The organism is Sphaerimonospora thailandensis (assembly GCF_016863115.1).
GTDB classification, from domain to species: Bacteria; Actinomycetota; Actinomycetes; order Streptosporangiales; family Streptosporangiaceae; genus Sphaerimonospora; species Sphaerimonospora cavernae.
The window spans coordinates 107,519-123,113 of sequence record NZ_BOOG01000004.1; the positions used below are offsets into that span (position 1 = coordinate 107,519).

The window sequence follows — 15,595 nt, forward strand, 5'->3', positions numbered from 1 at the left end:
GGAAACTAACGCCGGCATCCGGTCAGCCGGGTGGTCTTCTCGGTCAGCGAGACCACAGGTCAGGCGCCGATGGTCATGCGCCGATCGTGGAGGCGACGGAGGAGTAGTCGGTGTAGCCGCGCTCACCGCCGCCGTAGTAGGTCGCGGGGTCGGGACGGTTCAGCGGCGCACCGCTGCGCAGCCGCTCCGCCAGGTCGGGGTTGGCGAGGAAGGCCCGGCCGAAGGCGACGAGATCGGCGCCGTGGCGCAGCCATCGCTCGCCCTCGGCCCTGCCGCCGTCGGCGGGGAACGCGCCCCCCGTGCTCGGCGCCGCCACCAGCGTGCCGGGCCAGGCCGCGCGGACTCGCAGGGCGAGCGGCGTGCCCGCCGGGACGCCGGCGAGATGGACGTAGCCGAGGCCGAGCGGGGCGAGGGCGGCGGCGAGCGCCGGGTAGGTCTCCTCGACGTCGTCCTCCGTCATGTCGTTGCACGGGTTGCCCGGTGTGACGCGCAGACCCATCCGGTCACCGCCGATCGCCTCCGCCACGGCCTCGCACAGTTCGATCACGAAGCGGCCGCGGTCCCGCCCGTACGGGTCGCGACGCCGGTTCGTCACCGAGGACAGGAACTGGTGGATGAGGTAGCCGTTCCCGCCGTGCAGTTCCACCCCATCGAATCCGGCGTCCGCGGCCCGCCTGGCGGCGCGGGCGAAGTCGCCGATGGTCGCCCGCACCTCGGCGGCGCCGAGCTCGCGGGGAACCGGGAGCTCGCGGTGGCCCGCCGAGGTGAAGATCCGCCCGGCGGCCGGCACCGGCGACGGCGCCACCGGCTGCAGCCCGTTGAGGCTCGGGTGGCCGATCCGGCCCACGTGCATGAGCTGGGCGAAGATCCGCCCGCCCGCCGCGTGCACCGCCTCCGTCACCGCCCGCCAGCCCTCGACCTGCTCGTCCGTGTGCAGGCCGGGGGTTCCCGGATATCCCTGGCCGGCCAGGCTCGGCTGCACGCCCTCGGTGATGATCAGTCCCGCGGTCGCCCGCTGTGCGTAGTAGCGGGCCGCCTCGGCGCCGGGCACTCCGCGCCGGTCGGCGCGGCTGCGGGTCATCGGCGCCATCACCAGCCGGTTGGGCAGGCACAGGCGTCCCAGCCGTACGGTCTCGAACAGATCCGGCATCGCGACTCGCTCCGCTCGTGGTCAGGCCGACAGGTCGGCGCGGTCCTGGCCGCGCAGCGCGGTCAGGCAGAAGTCCAGCCGCTCCCGGCAGTCCTCCTCGCCGGTGGCGGCCAGCACGATCTCGTAGTCGGCCGCGGCGTCGGCGTAGCGGCCGGCCTCCTGACGGACGACGGCCCGGTTGAACCGCATCTCGGGCGTGCCGCCCAGTTCGACCGCCCGATCCAGGTCGGATGCGGCCGCGGCGAGGTCGCCGGCGGCGTACCCGAGCTCGCCCCGCAGCGCCCATGCCTCGGCGAGTCGCCCGTCACCGTCGATCGCGGCCGACACCGCCTCGCGGGCGCCGTCGTGGTCGTCGCGCTCGGCGAGCAGCCGGCCTTTCAGGCACAGCAGGTGGGCGTTGGCGGGGGCGAGCTCGAGCCCCGCCGTGACCTCCGCCCAGGCGTCGTCGGACCGGCCGAGCTCGCACAGCAGTCCGGCCCGGTTGATCCGGGCGTCCAGATGGGCCGGGTCCAACTCCAGGGTGTAGCCGAAGTCGGCCAGCGCCCCCTCCACATCGCCGAGTTCGAGCCGGGCGTCGCCGAGGTTGTAGTACGCCTCCGGGAACGGCGGCGACAGACGCAGCGCCCGCTCGTAGGCGGCGATCGCCTCCTCGTCCCGGCCGAGCCTGCGCAGGATGTTGCCCACGTTGAAGTGGTGCTCGGGGAAGTCCGGGTCGAGCTCGACGACGGTCTGGTAGTCGCTGAGCGACTCCTCCAGCCGGCCCATCATGCCGAGCACCTGGGCGCGGTTGTAGCGCAGCACCGCGCGATGCAGCGCGTGCTCCCCCGGGTCGAGCTCCCGGTCGAGCCGGACCATGCCGTCCTCCAGCATCCGCAGCGCCTCCTCGGCGCCGCCCTGGCGCACTTCGACGAGCGCGAGGCCGTTGTGCCCGAAGACGGTGTGAAAGGCGCGTTTCTTGGGGTCTTCGGCCAGGGAGGCGATGGAGATCGACAGATTCATCCAGGCTCGCGCCCGCTGGTAGTCCCGCCGCGGCTCGGGGTAGTGCCGGGCGTACAGCATCGCGGTGCTGTAGGCGAGCTCCATGTGAACGAGGGGGTCGACGCTGACGGCACGTGCCTCGTCGTAGATGGCCATCGCCTCGTCGGCCCGCCCGAGCGAGGCGAGTGTCGTGCTCGTCGCGTTGGTGAAATGCCACCACTGCTCTTCCTGGGCGTGCCGGTCCACGATCGCCCTGCCACGCAGCCCGAGGTCCGCCGCGGCCTGGTAGAGGCCGATGCCCCGGCAGTGGTCCATCGCCACCCGCAGCGCGGTCAGGCCGGCGCCGGCGGGGTCGCCGCCGTGCTGGGCGTGGTACGGGATCGCGCCCAGCGACAGGGAGAACTCGCCCAGGGCCGCCAGCTCCGCCGCCCGCTCGTCGTGCAGCCGCGCCCGCTCCGCGTCGTCCAGTCGCCGGTACGCCGCGAGCAGCCGGGGGTCGTCGGCGGTCCCGTCGCTGTCGACGTACGCCCGCGCGCCCTTCGCCGCGTCCGGATCGGAGTCGGAGCCGGCGGGGGCGTCCACGCGTACGGCGTGCCGTTCCAGGACCCGGGCCAGGGAGATCGCGATCTCGCCCGGGGGGTCGGCGATCGGCTCGGGACCCGTGCCGACCACGACGGTCAGCCCGCCGAGGTCACCGCGGCGCAGCAGGACGGCGACGAACTCCTGGTCGGTCGGGTCCGCGTGATGCACGTTCTCGAAGACGAGCGTCCGGGGTTCGCCGCCCGAGGCCCGCAGCTGTTCGCGGAGCAACTCCGCCAGGCCGTTGGCGATGTTCAGGGTGTGCAGCCGGGAGTAGAACCGGGTGCGCTCCCCCTTCTTCGCGGTCCACTCCAGTGACGTCCACATCGGGGGCACCAGGTGGGCGAGCTCCGGAGCACTGGTAAGGATCTCGATGTTGTGTGCGGGCCCCAGCTCCGGCCGACGCTTCAGCGCGTCCGGGACGATCGACCGCATCAGTGCGCCCGCGGCCGTGTACGGTCCGCGCAGCCGCCGGTGGGCATCGAGTACGGCCAGGACCGGCGGGAGGTCGAGCCCTTCCCGGAACAGCTCGCGGTCGCGGCGCCGACCGGCCCGGATCCAACAATGGTTGCCCATGGTGCTCCCTTCAGGCGATGACGTGGTCGAGTCGCCGTGTCCGGCCGCGGTACCGCTCGCGCACCGCCAGCCACGCGAGCACGACGAGTTGCCCGAGGATGAAGCCGGAGAAGACGAGCGAGTCCAGCAGTTCCGGCCAGGGCGCGCCGTGGCCGGTGAACCGGCTGAGGACGCCGGCGAACATCCGGTAGACGATCGGGAGGATCGCCACGGCGAAGGTGGTGAGGCTGACGGTGTATCCGGCCACGATCAGCCAGGAGTACCAGCGAGCGACGCGCCGGTCCACGGGGTGCCAGTCCGACTCGTCGACGAGCCGGTGGCGGCGGCCGAGCAGCCGGTTCACCCGGTTGCGCAGCATGCGCATGGCCGTCGTGTGCAGGTCGACGCAGCCGAGTGCGGTGGAGACGAGGACGTACAGGTCGGTGCGCAGGTACAGGGAGAACTGCCACAGGATGCGGAGCATGACGGCGAAGGCGAACGCCAGGCAGAACCGGCCCCAGGGCGAGAGCGCGCCCTCCGGACCCCGGGTGAGATCGGCCGCGATCGTGAGGACCGCCATCACGACCACGTCCGCCAGCATCCCGGCCATGATCGGCAGGTACCGCTGGCGGCGGGGCACCGCGACCAGGCCGTCCAGCGACGTCTCCAGCACCACGAAGTAGAGCCTGCGGGAGATCCGCAGGCGTGAGCGCAGGCCCAGACGCCGTCCGGCGAGCGCGTGGAAGCCCTCGTGCAGCAGCAGTTGGGGGATGGCCGCGACGAACAGCGTCGCCTGGATCACCGAGTAGTAGTCGGTGAAGAAGACGTTGCGGTAGACGGGCACCAGATCGGGTCGTCGCGCCATCGAGATCAGCGCCCAGGCGACGAGCAGGCCGTAGCAGATCCATGCGGGAACGGAGAAGAGCACGGCGCCGAGCCGCTTCCAGCGCACGGAGGCGCCCGCCGGGCCCGGAGCGTCCGACTCGCGGACGAAGCCGAGTTCGCCGAGCGCGGCGACCAGGTCGTCGACGTCGAGGCTCTCCCGATAGCGGGCCTCGTACCAGACCGCCGCCTCACGGGGCGGCACCCCCTGCTCCAGCCTGCGCAGCACTTCGGCTCCATCGGGCGGGAAGATGCCGTAGGAGTCGATGTCGGGCCTGCCCACCGTCACCTCGTCGCCTTCCTCGAGGTAGACGAGCGGGTGCAGCGGGAGCGGGCGGTCCGGGTCGTACCGGATCGCGGGCCCGTCGTCCACGGCCTCTACGTCGGTCACGGGCAAGCCTCCTGCGGCCTCGGACGCGGGTCGGTCGGGGGTCTGGAGCCGGCGGGTGTGAGGGGGGCCGGCGGGGGCTGGAGTCGGCGGGTGAACGGAGCGCCGAGCGCGGGTGTGCCGTGCCCGGCGCACCGTACGGAACCCGGTGTTAGTTCGCGTTCTTGTAAATCGAGCAGGCCGCGGCGGTCAGACGGACCGGGCCGGCCTTACGGATCTTGATCTTCTTCATCGTGCACCTCCTCCGCTGTCGCGATGTCTGCCCCCACCATGACTGCCGGAACTGGACCGGCATCGGCGCCGTGCTGGATCCGGACCCGCCGGCGGCGTGGGGAGCGTCCAGTCGACTGTCAGCGGAATGTCAGCGAGCGTGCCGCGGGCCGAGCCGCTGTTCGCGACCCACCGGACCACAGGTCATTACGGAGAGTTATATAGCATGTGAATATTTATGGAAGAGTGGGCGGCCCGGGACGTCAAAGAGCGGAGGGGCCACCATGACCAGGGGAAACACGGCATCCATTCATATCTCCGAACTCCTGTGATATGCATATTTCTGACATGCCGCTGATCTTCTTCGGAGTGAAATGGCCGAGATACGGTTCAGCCTCCTGGGTCCATTACGGATATGGCGCGAGGAGACCGAAATCACGCTCGGCTCCGAAAAGCAAAGGGCCGTGCTTGCGCTGCTGCTACTCAAAGCGGGAGCACCGGTACCCCGGCAGGAGATCATCGACACTGTCTGGAACGACGGAGCGCCCGATTCCGTGGTCAATCTGGTCCAGACCTACGTGGGACGGCTGCGCCGCCGCCTCGACCCGGGACATGTCGCCCGCTCCCGATCCTCCTTGCTCACCGGGCTTGGGTCGGCCTACGCGATCCGGCTCGACCGGTGCGACGCGGACCTCGTCCGCTTCCGGGCGACGACCGCCGCGGCCAGGAGGGCCGCCGCGCCCCGGGAGTCCCTGGGGCTGCTGCTGCGGGCGCTGCAGATGTGGCAGGGGCCCTGCCTGTCCGATCTGAGCCACCTGCTCGAGGGACACCCCTGGGTACGTGCGATCGACCAGGAACGCGTCAACGTCCTGCTGCAATGCGTCAAGATCGGAATTGACCTCGGCCGGTCGGCCGAGGTCCTCCCCCAGTTGCGGGCCGTCGCCTCCGCCGAGCCGCTGAACGAGGTCGTGCACTCCTGGCTCGTGCTCGCCCTCGCCTCGGCCGGAGCGCAGGCCGAGGCGCTCGCCGAGTACGAGTCGATCCGCGCGAGGCTGGCCGACGAGCTCGGCATCGATCCCGGCTCGCAACTGCGGGAGGCGCACCTGCGCGTGCTGCGGCAGGACGCGACGCCGTCCTCCCTGTTCTGGCCGCCATCCGCGCCGGACCCGCTTCGGCCGTGCCTCCTGCCCGCCGACATCGCCGACTTCACCGGACGGGAGAAGCTGGTCGAACGGATCCGGGGAGCGCTGACCTGCCGCGTCTCCGGCCCCGTACCCGTGGCACTCGTCACCGGCCCGGGCGGGGTGGGCAAGACCACGACGGCCGTGCATGTGGCACACCAACTGAGCGACACGTTCCCGGACGGCCAGCTCTACGCCGACCTGTCCGGCGCCGACGGGCGGCCGGCGGACCCGGCGCGGGTGCTCGGCCGGTTCCTGCGCGCCCTCGGCGTCCACAGCACGGCGATCCCCCAGGATCTGGAGGAGCGCGTGGACCTGTATCGCAGTCAGCTGGCGGGCCGCCGGATCCTGGTGGTGCTCGACGACGTCGACGACCACGCACAGGCCAGGCCCCTTCTGCCTGGCACGTCCACCTGCTCGGTCCTGGCGACCAGCCGCTCCCGGCTGGCCGGCTGGCCGGGGGCCGCGTCGTTCGACCTCCGAACGCTGAGGCCGGAGGAGTCGCACGACATGCTGACGGCGATCCTCGGGCGTAAGCGCGTCGAAGCGGAACGTGAGACCGCCGCCGAGCTCGTCCGACTGTGCGGCGGCCTGCCGCTGGCGCTGCGCGTCGCCGGCACGCGCCTCGCCGGCCGCCCGCACTGGACGCTCGCCCGCCTCGCCACGCGCCTGACCGAGGGCGGGCTGGAAGAGCTCGCCCTGGGAGACCTGGATGTCAGGAGCAGCGTCGCAGCCGGCTACCACCGGGTCGGCGCCGCGGCGCAGCATGCCTTCCGCGTGCTCGGCCTCCTGGAGCTCCCCTCGTTCCCGGCCTGGGCGATCGCGATGATGCTGGAGACGTCGCTGGAGTCGGCGGAGGAGCTCGCCGACACGCTGGCCGACGCCCGTCTGCTGGAGGTGGCGACACCGGACGGCGCGGGGCAGCCCCGCTACCGATTCCACGAGCTGGTCCGCCGCTACGCGCGCGAGCAGGCCGCCGTCCACGAGAGCGACGCCGCCACCCGTGTCATGATCAAACGTGTGCTCGCCGCCCTGCTCGCGCTGGCCCAGGAGGCCGACGATCACCTGCCGGCGCAGCCGTACCCCACGGTTCGCGGCAGGGCACCGCGCTGGCCGCCCCCCGACGAGGTCCGCGCGAGAGTGGTCGCCGACCCGCTCGGGTGGTTCGCCGCCGAGCGGGACGGCCTGGTCGCCGCCGTGCTGCAGGCGTCCGCACTCGGCCTGGTCGAACTGGCCTGGGAGCTGGCCGCCTCGATGCTGAACGCCGCGGCCCTCCGGTCACACTGGGCCGACGTCGAGCGGACCCATCGTGACGCCCTGGCGGCCTGCCGCCGCGCCGGAGACCGGCTCGGCGAGGCGGTGATGCTGCGCGGGCTCACCGAGGCGTTCCAAGGCGACGGGGGGCACGACGAACGCGACGCGCCGGCCGCCGCCTTCACGGATCTCAGCGTCCCCGCCGCCGCGGCCGAAATCCTCATCCGGCGGAGGACGGGCCTCTCCCCTTGATCTTCCGCGAATCTCCATGACGTCGGACGGACGCCTGCCCGCCGCTGGGTGATGGCCTGCGGATCCGGCCAGGTCCGGTTCACGGTCCAGCCGTCGATCGACGAGGCGCCCCCCTTGTTTCGCACCCTTGGGCTCGATAGCATCGGCAAATAGTCAAGCAAGCGCTTGGTTGCAGACTTTCGCCGGGACCAGGGTAGGAGTGCCGTAACCCCCCGGCCCGGTGCGCTCGTCGACAGCGCCCGCGTCATGGGCGCCTGTATCGGATTTGGGGAGAACGCATGAGATATCGGCGGCTGGGCGAACACGGCCCCAGCGTCTCCGTCGTCGGCCTCGGTTGTAACAGCTTCGGCTCCCGGCTCGACGAGGACGGCACGAAAGCCGTGGTCCGCGCCGCACTGGACGCGGGAATCACCCTGTTCGACACGGCGGACATCTACGGCATGCACGGGCGCGGCAAGGCGGGCGACAGCGAGCGCCACCTCGGGGCAGCCCTGAAAGGCCACCGCGACCAGGTCGTCCTCGCCACGAAGTTCGGCCTGCCCATGGGCGAGGACGACGACCGCCACGGCCCGCGTGGCGCCCGCCGCTACATCCGGCACGCCGTGGAGTCCTCCCTGCGCAGGCTGGACACCGACTACATCGACCTGTACCAGTACCACAAGCCCGACGGCGTCACCCCGCTCGGCGAAACCCTCGCCGCACTGAACGAGCTGATCATCGAGGGTAAGGTACGGTACATCGGCTCCTCCCAGATGCCCGCCTGGCAGCTCGCCGACGCGGCATGGCAGGCGCAGGCCGATCAGCACCCCGCTTTCGTCAGCACGCAGGTCTGCTACCACCTGCTGGACCGCGGCGCCGAGACCGAGACCGTCCCGGCCTGCACCCGCTTCGGAGTCGGCATCCTGCCGTACTATCCCCTGGCCAGCGGGCTGCTCAGCGGCAAGTACCGGCGCGGCGAGCAGGCGCCGGCCGGCAGCCGGCTGTCGGCCATGCCCGGGTGGTTGACCGACGCCGCCCTGGACCGGGTGGAGGCACTGCGGGCCTACGGCGCCGAGCGCGGGCTGAGCCTGCTCCAGGTGGCCGTCGGCGGCCTGGCCGCCCTGCCCGCGGTCGGCTCGGTCATCTCCGGCGCCACCGGCCCCGAACAGGTCGTCGCCAACGCGGGGGCGGCCGACTGGGTCCCGCGGCCCGCCGACCTCGACGCGCTCAACGCGATCGTGGCCCCCGGCGAACGCGTGGTCTGATCGAGCAGAAGGAGACACCAGACCGTGAAAGTCGGCGCCGCCATCGTCGAGATCCTCAAACGCGAGGGCATCGAGACCGTCTGCGGATACCCGCTGAACTACATCTTCGAATACGCCGCCGACGCCGACGTCCGGCCGGTGATCACCCGGGCGGAGCGCACGGCCGGGCACATGGCGGACGCCATCTCCCGGGTCACCAGCGGCCGGACCATCGGCGTGTACGCCACCCAGCACGGGCCCGGCATCGAGAACGGCATGGGCGCGGTGGCCCAGGCCTTCGGCGAGTCGGTCCCGATCCTGGTGCTGCCGATGGGCTACCCGCGCGCGGAGGCGCACGTCCCGCCCAACTTCAACTCGACCGCCAGCCTGCGCACCTTCGCCAAGTCGGTGGAGCCGCTGATCCGCGGCGACCAGGTTCCCGCGGTGTTCCGGCGCGCCTTCAGCCGGCTGCGCAACGGCCGGGGCGGCCCGGTGGTGGTGGAGCTGCCGACCGACGTCTGGTTCGAGGACGTCCCCGAGCCGCTGGACTACACGCCAGTGGCCCGGACCCGGTCCGGCCCGGACCCGGCCGACGTCGAGCGGGCCGCCGCGCTGCTGGTCTCGGCCAAGCGCCCGGTCATCTACGCCGGTCAGGGCGTCCACTACGCCCAGGCCTGGCCGGAGCTGCGCAGGCTCGCCGAGACGCTGGCCATTCCGGTCACCACCACCATTGAGGGCAAGAGCGCGTTCCCCGAGACCCATCCCCTCTCGCTCGGCTGCGCCGGACGCGCCATCTCCAAGCAGGCGCATGAGTTCCTCGACCAGGCCGATGTGATCTTCGGCATCGGCTGCAGCTTCACCAAGACCGATTTCGGGGCGAAGATCCCCACCGGGCGGACCGTCATCCACGCCACCCTCGACCCGGCCCACCTGGACAACGAGGTGGCGGTGCACACCGCGCTGATCGGGGACGCCGCGCTCACCCTGGACGCCATGCAGGCCGCGGTGGAGTCGATGATCGAGGGCCCCCGCGATCCCGCCCCGGTCGCCGCCGAGATCGCCCGGATCGAACGGGAGTGGATGGCCGAGTGGCTGCCCATCCTCACCTCGGACGAGAACCCGATGACCGCCTACCGCGTCATCTGGGAGCTGATGCACACCGTGGACGTCGGGCAGACCATCATCACGCACGACGCCGGCTCGCCCCGCGACCAGCTGACCCCGTTCTGGAAGACCACCGAGCCGCTGAGCTACCTCGGCTGGGGCAAGACCACCCAGCTCGGCTACGGGCTGGGCCTGGCCATGGGCGCCAAGCTCGCCAGACCGGACAGGCTCTGCGTCAACCTGTGGGGAGACGCCGCCATCGGCTTCACCGGGATGGAGTTCGAGACCGCGGTCCGCGAGCGGATCCCGGTGCTGTCCATCGTGTTCAACAACTTCACCATGGCGATGGAGTCCCACGTGATGGGCCTGTCACAGCGCAAGTACGGCACCATGGACATCTCCGGCGACTACGCGGCGATGGCCAGGGCCTTCGGCGGGTACGGCGAACGCGTCACCGATCCGAGCGAGATCGTGCCGGCGATCCGCCGGGGCATCCGGCAGACCCGCGAGGGCACGCCGGCGCTGCTGGAGTTCATCACCTCCAAGGAGCTGCGCTGGTCCGGCTACGGGCTGCCCGGCTATGTGCGCCCGATCCCCGACTCCTACCGGTGAGCGCACGTGGCCACGATCCAGTTCAGGCTGACGACCCCGCGGACGCCGCTGTCGGTTGAGGACTATCGAAGGCTCGCCCGCCGCCGGGTGCCGGACATGGTCTGGGCCTTCATCGACGGCGGGGCCGACGATCTGGTGACGTTGCGCGCCAACCGCGGCTCCTTCGACCGGTGGTCGCTGCGGTCGCGCGTGCTGACCGGCAACGAGGGACTGGGGCTGGACACCCGGCTGGCCGGGGTGCCGCTGTCGCTGCCGGTGTTCCTGTCCCCCACCGGGATGACCGGGCTGGCGCACTGGTCCGGCGAACCGGCGGCGGCGCGCGCGGCCGAGCAGGCCGGCACCCGAGCCGTGATCAGCACGGCGGCCAGCTACACCATCGAGGAGATCGCCGAGGCGACCTCGGAGGACCACTTCTTCCAGCTGTATCCGTGGACCAGCCAGGCGACCGGCCGGCCGCTGGCCGACACGTTCCTGCGCCGCGCGCGAGACAGCGGATTCCGGGCGGTCTTCGTCACGGTCGACGTGCCGGTCGCCGGCAACCGCGAAGGAGAACGACGGACCGGCATGGGCGTCCCGCCCACGCTGACCCCGGCCCGGGTGCTCGCCGCGGCGGGCAAACCCCGATGGTGGAGCGGGTTCCTCCGGCACCAGCGCGTCGCCGCCCGAATGCTGGTGAACGAGCGGGGCGCCCGCGCCGGGGTGCGGTCGGCGGCGGTCCAGCAGCGGCTGATGCGCCCGAACGTCGACTGGGACGACCTCGCCAGGGTGCGGGAGCTGTGGCAGGGACCGCTGTACGTCAAGGGCCTGCTGGACCCGGCCGACGCCGCCCGGGCCGTCGCGCTCGGAGCCGACGGGATCGTGGTGTCCAACCACGGCGGCCGGCAACTGGACTGCGCACCGGCCAGCCTGGACGCGCTGCCCGCGATCGTCGCGGAGGTCGGCCGGCGGGTCCCGGTGCTGCTGGACGGCGGGATCCGCCGCGGCAGCGACGTGGTCAAGGCGCTGTGCCTGGGCGCGACGGCCGTCGGCATCGGCCGGCCCTATCTCTACGGCCTGGCCGCGCGCGGCGAGGCGGGCGTGCGGCATGTGCTGGACATCCTCCGCGAGGAGGTGGTCCGGACGCTCACCCTGATGGGCGTGGCCGACATCACCGAGCTGGACCGCACCCACCTGGTCCCCGCCCGTCCCGACACCGACCAGTAGATCTTCAATGTGACGCGGCGGAGGTCCCCGCGGCCCCCTGCCGCAGCCCTCGCGAGAAAGGAACAGCCCATGCGCGCGGCCTACATGCCCGCCCCCGGCCGGATCGAGGTGGCCGACTTCGAGATCCCGCGACCGGGCGACGGGCAGGTGCTGGTCCGGATGGAGTACGCCTCGATCTGCGGATCCGACACCCATGTGGTCCATCACGGATTCCACCTGGAGCACGGGCTCGGTCAGCCCGGCTATCCCGGCCACGAGGGGGTCGGCGAGGTCGTGGAGAGCCGCTCCCCGTCGTACGTCCCCGGCCAGGCGGTGCTCACCGCGCCGATCAGCATGATCGGCGGATGTTTCTCCGAATACATGGTCATCGACGCCCGGCAGCTGGTGGCGCTGCCCGACGGCGACCGCCGCAGGCTGCTGCTCGGCCAGCAGCTCGGCACCACGATCTTCGCGATGAAGAAGTTCTGGCCCGGCGGCCCGGTGCACGGACAGGGCAAGGTCGCCGCCGTCATCGGCGCGGGCTCGGCCGGGCTGTTCTTCCTCCAGCACCTGCGGCGGCTCGGCTTCGACCGCGTGATCGTCTCCGACCTCGACTCCCGGCGCCTGGAGGTCGCCGGGCGACTCGGCGCCGACGAGACCGTCCAGGCCCCCGCGCGGGCCATCGGCGAGGTGATCGCCGACCTGACGGCCGGCCGCGGCGCGGACTTCATCATCGAGGCGGCGGGGTACGACGCGACGCGCGCGGAGGCCGTCGAGGCGCTCGCCAACCAGGGGACCGCCGGATTCTACGGATTCCCCGAGCTGCACGGGCATGCGCCGTTCCCCACCTATCCCGCGTTCCGCAAGTCGGCGACGGTCCAGTGGGCCTCCAGAGCCCAGGACGAGCCGGGCCTGGCCTCCTTCCGCGAGGCCGTGGCGGCCATCGCCGCCGGCGAGGTCGAAGTCGACTACTGCACGGAGGTCACCTTCGACCTGGAGCAGGTGCCGGAGGCGATCGAACTCGCCGCGCAGCAGGGCCGCGGAGCGGTCAAGATCGGCATCAGGATCGCCGCGGACGCGTCGTGAGCATCACGTGAGGACGGAGCCGATGTCGGTCCACAGGAGGTCGCGGGCGGAGACGGCCGGCCCGAGGGCGGCGATGGTCAGGAAGCCGTGGAACAGGCCCGGGTAGTGGCGGTGGATCACCGGGACGCCGGATCGGGTGAGCGCCGCGGCGTAGTCCCGCCCTTCGTCGCACAGCGGGTCCAGTCCGGCGGTGACGATGACGGCCGGCGGCAGGCCGGCGTGGTCGGCTGCGCGCAGCGGGGCGACCTGGTGGGCGGGTTCCGGTACGGCGTCGCCGCCGAGATACTGCTGCCAGTACCACTCCATCGCGGCACGGGTGTTGAAGTAGCCGGTGGCGTAGCGGCGGTAGCTGTCGGAGTCGAACGACGGCTCGACGACCGGGTAGATGAGGACCTGCGCCGCGATCGGCGGGCCGCCCAGGTCACGGGCCATCAGGCAGACGACCGCGGCCAGGTTGCCGCCCGCGCTGTCGCCGGCCGTCACGATCCGGCCGGAGTCGGCGCCGAGCTCGGCCGCGTTGTCGGCGACCCACTTCACCGCGGCGTAGGCGTCGCGGGCGGCGGCCGGCGCCCGGTGCTCGGGAGCGAGCCGGTAGTCGACCGAGACGACCACCGAACGGGTGTGCCTGGACATCCGGCGGCAGAACCCGTCATGGCTGTCGAGGTCGCAGAAGACGAACCCGCCGCCGTGGAAGAAGACGATCACCGGCAGCGGCGCGCCGCCCTCGTCGTGCGGATGGTAGATCCGCAGCCGCAACGGCCCGTCGTCGGTGTCGATCGTGCGGTCTTCCGCGGACCGGACGTCGTCGAGGTTGTCCACGGGCACCCGCCGGGCCGCCACCACCGCCCGGGCCTCGGCTCCGGTCATCCGGTGGACCGGCGGAAACCCCTCGTTCAACACCTTCAAGAGTTCGGACACCTCTGTGTCGAGCACTTGCCCACGCACCTTTCTCTTCGAATCGGTCTGTATTCACTCCCGCTCGGTCAGCCGGCGGGGCCGCTACCGCCGGAGCGGGTGCAGGCGGGACATGTCGATCTCCAGGACGGTCGGACCGTCCCGGCCCACGGCCGCGGCGAAGGCGGTCTCGAACTCCGCCGCGCTGCTCACCCGCTCGGCCGCGGCTCCGAAGGACGTCGCCAGGCCGACGAAGTCGGGCGTGGCGAGGTCCACATCCTGGACCGGACCGGCCCCGGACTTGGCGATGATGTCGCGCAGCATGCCGTAGCCGCGGTCGTTGAACAGGCACATGATGACCCGGGACCGCTGCTGCACGGCACCGGCCAGCTCGCCGACGCTGAGCATGAGGCCGCCGTCCCCCTGCAGCAGCGCCACGGGTCCGCCGGTGGCCGCCGCCGCGCCGATGGCGAAGGGCAGGCCCGGGCCGATCCCGGCGGCGACCGGACGGATCGAGGTACGCGGTTCCAGCGCGGGCAGCACCCGCATGCCCCAGACATAGGAGGGCACGGTCGTGCCGCGCACCACGACGGCTTCACGCGGCAGGTGCCGCGCGATCGCGGCGCAGATCGCCTCGTGGTCGGGGCCCATGTCGGCGCTGATGCGCTCCCTGGCCCGCCGGTACGCCTCCCGGCCCTCGGCCAGGTAGTCGTCATCGCGCGGCCGCCGCGGCGGCAGCCGCTCGGCGAGCTGCGCCAGCCCGATCCGGGCATCGCCGACGAGCGCCAGCCGCGCCGGGTAGCTCCGGCCGATCACACCGGGGTCGACGTCCAGGTGGATCAGGTTCTCCGGAAGCTTCAGCGTCCAGCAGTCCGTGGGATACATCTGGAACCGGGTCCCGACCGCCAGCACGCAGTCGGCGGATTCGACGAAGTCACGCAGCGGCGCGACGGTCGGGAACGCGCCGAGCGCGAGCTCGTGGTCTTCCGGGATGGCGCCCCGCCCCTCACGGGAGGTGACCACGGGCGCGCCGAGCGCTTCGGCGAGGCGGACCAGCTCGGCGCTCGCGCCCGCGCTCACCACCCCGCCGCCGGCCCAGATCAGCGGCCGGCGCGCGGCCGTCAGAGCGGCGGCCGCCTCGGCGACCGGCTTGCCGTCCACCGGGTCCGCCGGCACCGGGTAGGGCCGCAGCGGCGAACGCTCACTGCGGGCGGACTGGAAGTCGACGGGGACCTCCAGCGCGGCGGGCTGCGGCCGCCCGGTGAGCACGTCCCGCGCCAGGCGGAGCACGGCCTCGCCGACGTCTCCCGCACGCCGGGGCAGGATCACCTCGCGGCACACCTGGCGCAGCATGTCGGTCTGGTTGGGCGCCTCGTGGACGTACCCTCGGCCCTTGTCGAGGTACATGCTGTCCACCTGGTTCGTGATCAGCAGCACCCGCGAGGAGGCGAACGCCGCCTCATACAGCCCGCCCATCGCGTTGGCGGTGCCGGGCCCGGTGCTGACCACCGCCACCCCCAGCCCCCCGCCGGCCCGGGCGTAGGCGTCGGCCGCGTGCACCGCGCCCTGCTCGTGGCGCATGCCGACGACGGCGGTGACCCCGCGCCGGTGGATCGCCCGCAGGATCTCGAGGTTGTGCGCGCTGGCGATGGTGAACACGTGTCGCACCCCGAGCACGTCCAGGGCCTCGGCGATCTGCTCTCCACCCGTCCACTGGCCGCCGCCATGGCCGCCGGCTCGCTCGCTTCGCTCCCTCACGTACTCTCCTCGTTCGGTTCCGCGGCGCCTGGGGTCAAGCGCCTGCAGGCCTGTAAAGCAAGCATTTGATTGGTGATTACCCTAGCGACGGAGGACAGGGCCGCCAACCCCCCTCGCTCACGGTGCGCCGACGGCTGTTGACGGGCGTGCCGTGCCTGATATGGTGACCAAACAAGCGCTTGATTTACCTGAAACGAACGCCTGGAGCTGTAGATGGCCGACAAACGGATGACCGCGCAGGATGTGGTCAGCCGGCTCAGATCCGGAATGACCATCGGGATCGGCGGGTGGGGATCCCGCCGCAAGC

10 protein-coding genes are annotated in these 15,595 nt (G+C 72.1%); 5 read left to right on the forward strand and 5 right to left on the reverse strand.

The window, feature by feature from the left end; translation table 11 throughout:
* Positions 1-73 precede the first annotated feature (73 nt).
* The 3 genes from Mth01_RS01675 to Mth01_RS01685 are packed head-to-tail and all read right to left on the reverse strand — an operon-like array spanning position 74 to position 4,535.
* Positions 74-1,150, reverse strand: coding sequence for an alkene reductase (locus tag Mth01_RS01675; RefSeq protein WP_204010106.1), 1,077 nt, complete (start codon positions 1,148-1,150; stop codon positions 74-76).
* A 21-nt stretch (positions 1,151-1,171) separates the two neighbouring features.
* Complete coding sequence (locus Mth01_RS01680; protein WP_204010108.1) at positions 1,172-3,283, reverse strand: tetratricopeptide repeat protein; 2,112 nt, start codon at positions 3,281-3,283, stop codon at positions 1,172-1,174.
* 10 nt (positions 3,284-3,293) lie between these two features.
* Positions 3,294-4,535, reverse strand: coding sequence for a hypothetical protein (locus tag Mth01_RS01685; RefSeq protein ID WP_239089070.1), 1,242 nt, complete (start codon positions 4,533-4,535; stop codon positions 3,294-3,296).
* Between the two features lie 581 nt (positions 4,536-5,116).
* Between Mth01_RS01685 and Mth01_RS01690 the strand changes: the two genes are divergently transcribed.
* From Mth01_RS01690 to Mth01_RS01710, 5 genes are all read left to right on the forward strand, one after another.
* Positions 5,117-7,429 carry an AfsR/SARP family transcriptional regulator gene (locus Mth01_RS01690; protein ID WP_275408870.1) on the forward strand — a complete coding sequence of 771 codons (2,313 nt, stop codon included), beginning with the start codon at positions 5,117-5,119 and terminating at the stop codon, positions 7,427-7,429.
* Positions 7,430-7,707: 278 nt separating this feature from the next.
* Positions 7,708-8,673 carry an aldo/keto reductase gene (locus tag Mth01_RS01695; RefSeq protein ID WP_204010112.1) on the forward strand — a complete coding sequence of 322 codons (966 nt, stop codon included), beginning with the start codon at positions 7,708-7,710 and terminating at the stop codon, positions 8,671-8,673.
* Between the two features lie 24 nt (positions 8,674-8,697).
* Positions 8,698-10,368, forward strand: coding sequence for a thiamine pyrophosphate-requiring protein (locus Mth01_RS01700; protein ID WP_204010115.1), 1,671 nt, complete (start codon positions 8,698-8,700; stop codon positions 10,366-10,368).
* Between the two features lie 6 nt (positions 10,369-10,374).
* A complete protein-coding gene (locus Mth01_RS01705) occupies positions 10,375-11,571 on the forward strand; it encodes an alpha-hydroxy acid oxidase (RefSeq protein ID WP_204010117.1) in 1,197 nt (398 codons plus the stop codon).
* Positions 11,572-11,640: 69 nt separating this feature from the next.
* On the forward strand, positions 11,641-12,636 hold the full coding sequence (locus Mth01_RS01710; protein WP_204010119.1) for a zinc-binding dehydrogenase: 996 nt from the start codon (positions 11,641-11,643) through the stop codon (positions 12,634-12,636).
* 3 nt (positions 12,637-12,639) lie between these two features.
* On the opposite strand, the gene Mth01_RS01715 is transcribed toward Mth01_RS01710, so the two are convergent.
* Entirely contained in the window at positions 12,640-13,569 is a 930-nt protein-coding gene (locus Mth01_RS01715; RefSeq protein WP_204010121.1) for an alpha/beta hydrolase, read from the reverse strand.
* A gap of 66 nt (positions 13,570-13,635) precedes the next feature.
* Complete coding sequence (locus Mth01_RS01720; RefSeq protein WP_204010124.1) at positions 13,636-15,288, reverse strand: thiamine pyrophosphate-binding protein; 1,653 nt, start codon at positions 15,286-15,288, stop codon at positions 13,636-13,638.
* Positions 15,289-15,595 lie beyond the last annotated feature (307 nt).